This is a genomic window from Desulfosarcina sp. (assembly GCF_041551955.1).
In the GTDB taxonomy this organism is placed as follows: Bacteria; Desulfobacterota; Desulfobacteria; order Desulfobacterales; family Desulfosarcinaceae; genus Desulfosarcina.
Genome location: NZ_JBFELV010000272.1, coordinates 1 through 6,999, shown reverse-complemented (window position 1 = coordinate 6,999; position 6,999 = coordinate 1). Strand labels below are relative to the sequence as shown.

The 6,999-nt window shown below is 49.9% G+C and carries 6 protein-coding genes and 1 tRNA gene; 2 read left to right on the top strand and 5 right to left on the bottom strand.

Annotated features, from left to right (window positions below; genetic code table 11):
- On the bottom strand, positions 1–323 hold a 323-nt coding region (locus ABYV26_RS17570; RefSeq protein ID WP_372682658.1), incomplete at its 3' end, for a hypothetical protein.
- A 580-nt stretch (positions 324–903) separates the two neighbouring features.
- Here ABYV26_RS17570 and ABYV26_RS17565 point away from each other — a divergent pair.
- Positions 904–1,218, top strand: a complete 315-nt coding sequence (locus tag ABYV26_RS17565) for a hypothetical protein (RefSeq protein ID WP_372682657.1) — start codon at positions 904–906, stop codon at positions 1,216–1,218.
- Here ABYV26_RS17565 and ABYV26_RS17560 read toward each other — a convergent pair.
- Positions 1,199–2,746, bottom strand: coding sequence for a benzoate-CoA ligase family protein (locus tag ABYV26_RS17560; RefSeq protein ID WP_372682656.1), 1,548 nt, complete (start codon positions 2,744–2,746; stop codon positions 1,199–1,201). The genes ABYV26_RS17565 and ABYV26_RS17560 overlap by 20 nt on opposite strands.
- 760 nt (positions 2,747–3,506) lie before the next feature.
- Here ABYV26_RS17560 and ABYV26_RS17555 point away from each other — a divergent pair.
- Complete coding sequence (locus tag ABYV26_RS17555; RefSeq protein ID WP_372682655.1) at positions 3,507–3,950, top strand: CpXC domain-containing protein; 444 nt, start codon at positions 3,507–3,509, stop codon at positions 3,948–3,950.
- Positions 3,951–4,275: 325 nt separating this feature from the next.
- Here ABYV26_RS17555 and ABYV26_RS17550 read toward each other — a convergent pair whose 3' ends face one another.
- The 3 genes from ABYV26_RS17550 to ABYV26_RS17540 all read right to left on the bottom strand — a co-directional run bounded on the left by ABYV26_RS17550 (position 4,276) and on the right by ABYV26_RS17540 (position 6,760).
- A complete protein-coding gene (locus ABYV26_RS17550; protein WP_372682654.1) occupies positions 4,276–4,521 on the bottom strand; it encodes a DUF6538 domain-containing protein in 246 nt (81 codons plus the stop codon).
- A gap of 115 nt (positions 4,522–4,636) precedes the next feature.
- Positions 4,637–4,712 (bottom strand) — tRNA-Phe (locus ABYV26_RS17545).
- Positions 4,713–4,966: 254 nt separating this feature from the next.
- Positions 4,967–6,760 (bottom strand): SLC13 family permease, encoded by a 1,794-nt coding sequence (locus ABYV26_RS17540; RefSeq protein WP_372682653.1) that lies wholly within the window; start codon positions 6,758–6,760, stop codon positions 4,967–4,969.
- Between the last annotated feature and the right edge of the window lie 239 nt (positions 6,761–6,999).

Here is a 6,999-nt window from a genome sequence, read left to right as displayed (position 1 = left end):
CCTGACATATACCCTGCCCCTAAAGGAACCAGTCTAACACCACCAGATGTACGAACTTGAAGAATAGCTTGGTCATACTCAGGAGCTACGTCTCTAAAATAGAATGAGACGATTACAGCATCACCGCTAAGTCCACAATCCCCAGCACAATTCTGAACGGTGCCGAAAGTTGGTATTTGAAAGCCATCTCCAAGACTTGACGTAACAGTTTGGTTGACTGTGTATAAAGCAGCATGTGAAATAGAAGCCACACTTATGAGTACAAAGAATACTGAACAAATAGCAAAAATCCTGTATGTTAAGTTTTGAGTAAGCTTTTTCATCAGTTTCCTCCTTTGGGTGCATCAAAAGTAAAATCCTGAAAAAATTTTGAACTATGATTTGGCGGAAGGAAAAAATACAGAGAACAGTAAACTATTACTAAGATACATTGGATCAATATAGATATATTTGTCAAGGCAATTTGAGTGGGAAATATCCTTTTAAATAATATGGCTTAGTATCACATTGTGGTGTTTCTATTCAAATTTAAATACGATTTTAATAGCAGAGCAATGTGCTGATATATTGAGACGATCTTAGTAACTGGAATCTATATTAAATTTGCCGATATGCTTTGGTGATCCCTACGATACCACGTGAACCGCTATTTGGGCAAGATTTGGCCCGCTGCGATTATTTTCGTACATCGTTGAAAATTACCAAGGCTGATATCTGCATGGTCGTTGGAGTCATCTAAGGAATCTGCGCTTGCTTTTCGCATGTGATAGCAATATGAAAGTCAACTAATCATCGGAAACGACGAACTACCAGATGTAGTGTTCGGTCTTCCTTATTTTTTGGTCACTGCTGGGTACACCCTAATAGCAGCTATACGTAATCAGCATTTAGTGAAGGTTCGTTATGATAAACAAAAAGAGAACCGGCCATAATCACATCTTTGATGGGCATGAATATGCGCCGGTTCTAAGCGGGATGGGGGAGGTGCCGGGATGGCTCATCCCGCAACCAATTAATGAGCTTTACCACGTTTCTGCGTCAGAAGAGGTGAGGTCTGTTGCGCAGGAGCCGGTGGCAGTTATTCTCCTTGCTTACCCGGGGGAATCTATGGTTTTCGAAGACAGTCCCTTTGCTATGATTTCAAGATTAACCAGTGTGACGCCATCGCAATTATCATTAAATATCAGTTCATCGGAGATTACGTTGCCATCTCACTGAGGATAAATCGTTTGATTTTTCCGGTGGGGGTTTTGGGTAAGTCAGGAACGAATTCAACCCAACGCGGATACTTATAATGGGCCAACTTTTCTTTGACGTAGGCTTTTATCTCGCTCGCCAAATCCTCTGACTGTTGGCTTCCATTTTTCAGCACCACAAATGCTTTGGGCTTGATCAGATTTTCGTGATCCGGTGCCCCTACCACGGCGCACTCCAATACGTCAGGATGCTCCATGATGCAGGCCTCCACCTCGATGGGCGATACCCAGATGCCACCCACCTTGAGCATATCGTTGGATCGCCCGACATAAAAGAAATAGCCGTCCGGGTCGCGGAAAAACTTGTCATCAGTGTTTAGCCATTCGCCAAGCATGGTTGTTTTGGTTTTTTCATGCTTGTTCCAGTAAAAAGCCGCTGAACTGTCCCCTTTGATCAACAACGTGCCGATCTCGCCGTCAGGGACATCATGGAAAGCGTGGTCTACGATGCGGGCCTCGTATCCGGGGACGAGTTTGCCTGTCGATCCCGGTCGCATGTCGTCTACCCGATTGGAAATGAAAATGTGGGCAAGCTCCGTCGAGCCGATACCATCCATAATGCCGACGCCGAAGCGTGTCTTCCAGCGTTTGAGAATTTGGGGCGGCAAGGCTTCTCCGGCGGAAACGCAGACGCGCACCCGCCCCAGGTCGCCCTCTTCGGCAAGCATACTGCCAAACAGGGTCGGCACGCCGAAAAAGATTGTCGGCTGATGGCGAGCGATGGTGGCATACATGGCATCGTAGGTGGGTCGGTCCGGATGGTAGACTGCCGTCGCCCCTACGCTGAAGGGAAAGTAGAGACCGTTGCCCAATCCGTAAGCGAAAAACAACTTGGCTGCGGAAAAGCAGACGTCCGATTCAGTGACCTTTAGCACCTGATGTCCGTAAGTTTCGGCGGCAACCACCATGTCGTGCTGGAGATGGACCGTACCCTTGGGCAGCCCGGTGGAACCCGAACTGTATAGCCAAAAACAAGGGTCATCAGGTGTCGTGGGTGCCAGCTCCAATATCTCAGACTGTGCGGCCATCCATTTCACCAAAGGGATCTCCCCGGCCCCTTCCCCGCCACCGACGACGATTACATGTTCCAAAAAGGTCAATTGCGACTTTATGGCTTCGATCGTGGGAAGCAGGCTGTGATCGACGATCAGCACCCGCGCCCGGCTGTCATTGAGAAAATAAGCGTAATCTTTGGGTCTCATGAGCGTGTTCAGGCAGATGGGCACAGCACCGATCTTGATCGCTCCGAAAAAGGCCTGGGGGTATACCTCGGTGTCCAGCAGCAGCAAGGCCACGCGTTCCTCCATACGAACATCGAGGGACCGCAGTCCATTTCCGATCCGGTTCATACCGGCTTGAATTTGACCGTAGGTGAACCTGCGATTCTCGCAGATAACCGCCAACTTGTCCGCGCGACCTTCACGGATATTGCGGTCTACAAAATAATCGGCAGCGTTGAATAATTTTGGTAGATTGCTGTTGAACGACATTTTGTTGCTCCTTTTTCAGGTTTAATGAAATGCGTTGTTTCTTGCCAGTATGCCGCCAAGTAGTTGGATCGTAGACCAATTCCAAGCACCACTACATATTGGGTGGCCGAATTTCCAGTTCATTGCAGATTACATTTGGAAAAAGAATCTATCACAGAAATGTAGCGACCTGAGATGTATTGAAATTAAGTCCCATCATGGTCAAATCACAGATAACATCATTCGTGGCGTAAGGTAAAATAATCATTTAAGAAAACCTAAATGAAATTTCGGATCTTCCCAGCCCGCTCAGCCGATGCAGTTCATCAATTTGTACCAGCAGCTCATGTTTATTCCATTTAGCCCTGGTATAAGCGGCATTTGGTCCCAATCTATCAATCTTTGATGCGATCAGCTTGCGGGCTATCCTGTATCGCCGGCTTCCTTTTCGGATGCGGCCACCTTCACATAAGATCGCCATTATCTGTGCCACGGCCTGATATCTGTTAATTTGAAACCATCCTTTTGGTTAAATGGATTGGCTGTCTACAAATTATAATGTGTATGTCAGATGCGATCAAGGTGATGTGGAACCATTCTCAAACATCTGGATTTTAACGCTTACAGTATAATTGCCATAACCCTTCTTCCACTCACCCCTCCCGAGCCCCCTGTGGTCCATACCACTGCAGGGGCTTTTCTTTTCATGCATAGATCCTATGTTACAGTTATCCAAGTTTAGCCAGCCGGCAAACGCATCAGCGGATAAGGCAGGTAAGCCATGACAATGATCGAAACAGAAACCATCGCATGCCCGGCATGCAAAAAGAAACAGTCAGTTGACGTTTACCAGACCATCAATGCAATGGAGAACCCGGAACTGGTGCAAAAGCTGATGGCCGGCGAAATAAGCGTCCTTAACTGCACCGACTGCGGCCACGTGGCTACGATCCATACTCCGCTATTGTTCAACGATCACCGGATGGATTTGAAGATACAGTTTTACCCGGAACACTTGCTGGTGGAAAATCCAGAATATGTAGGTAACGATTATTTAGAGATGCTGAAGCGGATGGAAAAATTCCGGCATGATTATAGCCTGTTTATGCCAGATCTGAACAAGCCGAGAAACCTGTTGGTAGTGTTTTCCCTTGATGAAATGAGAAACCAGATCAAGTTCAGAACCCAGCTGTTTGAAATGGCCAACAGCGAGACGAATGATTGAGGGGCTACTGATTGGAGATGTTGATTCCCCGGACCCTTGTGTTAAGTCACTAAACACTTTCCCAGAAACCATTCCGCAGCGAGGGTTTACCATTTTTCAATCTACCGCAATTATCCTGAAAATTTCTGGCATACAGATAATCTTTTTCGCCGGCAGAAAACTCCACCATACTGATTTCAATATGTATTTTTATAATACCACCCTCCACCATTAAATTTGCTTATTCAATAGCCGGCTAGCCTAATATCCACGTCAAGGATTTTTGCACACAGCCTCCTGTATTCTGGGGCATTCTTTTCAATGGAGGTGATCCCATTGCCTTCGATCATGGCATCAGCTTCATCTTCAGCATCCCTGCGTATCTTCGTAAGAACTTGAATATGAACAAGGCCTTACCAGCAAGGTAGTGGGCCTTCTCTTTGGCAATGGTTCTGTAGCCTGCTTTTAGGCTGTACCTCAACTCCTTTTTTCCAACTGGTTGTTGCAAGTCCGGTGGCACTTTGATTCGGAAACAATACGAATAGGGATTCCGTTCAAGGTAGGATGAGGTTCTTCCATTTTTGATTGCCATTATCAAATCCCGTGTCGGCAAAGTGTGTAAGTAAAGTGTGTAACAAATGGAATTTGATTCAATTAGGTGGGTAGAAATAAAAAACCCACTGCTGTAACAGTGGGTTAATTATTACTGGTGCCGAGGGACAGAATCGAACTGCCGACACGGGGATTTTCAGTCCCCTGCTCTACCGACTGAGCTACCTCGGCGGGGCTCCTAAAAAGGCAGGCTGCCGTTTCAAGAAAGTCCGCATATAAACCCTTTTGCAAAAGTAAGTCAAGGGCTTTTTTGTCCTAAAGGGTTCATCATAAGAGGGCTTCGTCCACCCTGCCGGCGTCGTATAACTTCTGCTTGGCGGGTCTTTAAGCAGCTACGATTATAATTGGACGAAGGGGTCATATGCGTTCGCTGTTGCAGCTTCTTCCATGATGCACTAAGCCCTTCGAGGCTTTTGACCGGCAAGCTAAAACCCATAGATCAATGGGGTAAGAAAGATCGTCATGGCGGCCACGAGGAGGGTGATGAACGTTCCTATTTTGACAAAGTCGGTGAATTGGTACTCGCCCGGACCCCACACCATGAGGTTGGTCTGGTAACCGGTGGGAGTGATGAAGGCACAAGATGCGGATATCATCAACGTGATGGCAAAAGGCAAAAAACTCACCCCCAACTGGTTGGCGGTAGACAAGGCGATGGGGAACATGAATGCGGCGGCTGCGTTATTGGTAATCACGTTGGTCATGAAAGAGCAGCCGACGAATATCACCGCCAGGGCCAGGTGCGGGTTGTCGCCGCCCATGGTGGTGAGCAGACCGGCTATCTGCTCGGCCAGTCCGCTGCGGGTGACCGCCGACTCCAGGCCGATGGCACAGGCAATCACCACCAAGGTTCCCCAGTCGATGCTTCGTGCGGCCGTGCGCAGGCTCAGGCAGCCGGTTAAAATCATGGCCCCGCTGGCCAGCAGGCTGGCATTGAGCATGCTCATCCAACCCATGGCGACCACACCGATCATCGCCAGCGTGATCAAGCTGGCCTCCACTGCCCGGTCCGTGCGTTGCAGGTGAAAGCCTTCCAACGCTTTGGTCAGTGCAAAGTCGTGGTCGATCTGGCATTCATAGAAAAAATCGTCGTTGACTTCCAGGACCGCGTTGTCGCCGGCTTCGATGACAACCTCTTCCAAGGGGCCGGCAAGGGGTTGGCTGTCTCGGGAAAGGGCTACGAACTTATACTGACAGGCGTTGACATCCCTGGGAAGGTCGGGAATCTTTTTGCCCACCGCCGAGCTTTGCCGGGAGACCACGGCTTTTACCAGATGGTGGGTGTGCCGCTCGGTTTCCATGGGGTTCAGGGTGAGATGCGGCACCAATGCGTTGGTTCGCCACAGCTCGGTCATGCCGTTTACATCGGCAGAAAACGACAACAGATCTCCCGCTTCCAGCGGCTCATGCATCAGGTCATTGGTCAAAATCGTATCCGCTCGTCGAATGTAGAGCACTTCGACGTTGTCACCGCTGGCAATCCCTGTGTCCTCCAAGGTGCGATCGACGATCCGCGACCCCTCAGGGACTTCGAATTCCGCCGTGTAACGTCGCATAACCCCCTCGACCGCCTTGTCACCTTTCTGATCGGCCAAGAAAAAGCGTCCCACCAGGATCATGAAAGCGATGCCGGCCACGGCAATGGGTACGCCTACCAGGGCCGGGTCGAACATTTTCAGGGGCCGGAGGTTGGGCAGGGCGGCACCGCTAACGGCAATGGTGTCAATAACCAGTCCGGCAACAACCAGGTTGGTGGAGGTGCCGATAATCGTGCACATGCCTCCCAAAATCGAGGCAAAGCTCAGCGGCAGGTACAACTGCTTGGCGGGCAATCGGCTGGCGCGGGAAAGGTCCTTGATCACCGGTATCATCATGGCAACCAGGGGGGTGTTGTTGAGAAATGCGCTGCCCACGGCGATAGGGGGCAGTATCTTAACCTGGGCGCCAACAATCGATTTGGGCAGGCCGATGAGCTTGTCCATGATCATGGTGATGGCGCCGGTGGCGTACATGCCGGCCGCCACCATGAACAGGACGGCCACGGTGAGCATGCCCTGGTTGCTGAAGCCTTTCAGCAGTTCCTTGGTCGGTGCGAGCTGCAAGGTCATTGCCACGGCCAGGGCTCCGACAAAGACCGCCGGGGCTGGGATCTTGGTTTTTACCAGCAGGATGAACAGCCCCAGCAGCAGGGCAAGTGTCAGGTAGGCGGCAATCGTCATTTCAATCCACCTGTCATTTCTCGAGTGTCGGATATCCGAGGGCCGACCTCGGCTGGAGGCCGCTCCGACAATTCTCAGACGCTAAATCCAAAACGCTAAACCCGGAATCAATAACCAGGAACCAGGAACCCCTAACTCAGATCACTGAATTCGGTCCTCAGGACTCGCTCTTCCGTCCTCGGGTTTCAGAACTTGGCATCCGCATATTCCACCCATCCGCCGGCGGTGACCAGGTTCGT

What these genes read in the sequence shown, in the direction of transcription:
- ABYV26_RS17565 (WP_372682657.1), top strand. Translation starts at nt 904, where the DNA reads ATGATAAACAAAAAGAGAACCGGCCATAATCACATCTTTGATGGGCAT.
- ABYV26_RS17550 (WP_372682654.1), bottom strand. Translation starts at nt 4,521, where the DNA reads ATGGCAATCAAAAATGGAAGAACCTCATCCTACCTTGAACGGAATCCC.
- ABYV26_RS17560 (WP_372682656.1), bottom strand. Translation starts at nt 2,746, where the DNA reads ATGTCGTTCAACAGCAATCTACCAAAATTATTCAACGCTGCCGATTAT.
- ABYV26_RS17555 (WP_372682655.1), top strand. Translation starts at nt 3,507, where the DNA reads ATGACAATGATCGAAACAGAAACCATCGCATGCCCGGCATGCAAAAAG.
- ABYV26_RS17540 (WP_372682653.1), bottom strand. Translation starts at nt 6,760, where the DNA reads ATGACGATTGCCGCCTACCTGACACTTGCCCTGCTGCTGGGGCTGTTC.